This window comes from [Flexibacter] sp. ATCC 35208 (assembly GCF_001975825.1).
GTDB lineage: Bacteria > Bacteroidota > Bacteroidia > Chitinophagales > Chitinophagaceae > Chitinophaga.
This window is the reverse complement of the sequence record NZ_MTKN01000243.1, coordinates 1-567: the sequence shown is the minus strand read 5'-3', so window position 1 is coordinate 567 and position 567 is coordinate 1. Positions and strand designations below refer to the sequence as shown.

Annotated in this window: 1 protein-coding gene; it reads left to right on the top strand. The window is 35.4% G+C overall.

The features are described from left to right. A partial coding sequence (locus BW716_RS35300) for a M13-type metalloendopeptidase (RefSeq protein ID WP_304440599.1) occupies window positions 1–388 on the top strand: 388 nt, incomplete at its 5' end. Window positions 389–567 lie beyond the last annotated feature (179 nt).

Below are 567 nucleotides of genomic sequence, written 5' to 3'. Positions count from 1 at the left end.
ATGGTCTTATGCCGAAAATTTAGCCAAATTAGGCAAACCGGTTGATAAAACAGAATGGGGAATGTCGCCACAAACTGTAAATGCATATTTTAATCCATCTTATAACGAGATTGTTTTTCCTGCAGCAATTCTACAGCCGCCTTTCTACAATTACCAAGCTGATGAAGCCGTTAATTATGGTGGAATTGGAGCTGTAATTGGTCACGAGATTTCTCATGGATTTGATGATTCTGGTGCACGTTACAACGCTGATGGAAATTTAGTTGACTGGTGGACTCCTGAAGACTTAAAACATTTTATATCGTTTTCTTCTACGGCACTGTATAGTTTGATTCCTATATTTAATAGTCCAAGTGAAAGGGCACCTTTCCATACGGTATGCAAATGAAGCCTCTCCTTTCATTCAAAAATGATTATGTATATTATGAGATAGTAAGAAATTTCCTATACGTTTTTTGTTTTTACGGAATGTTAAGCAGGAGGATGTGGGATATAAAATATATTGACAAGCCCTCCAAAATATTTTAATGTGATTGTATAAAATTGTGTATATAAAGGGGAGTAACT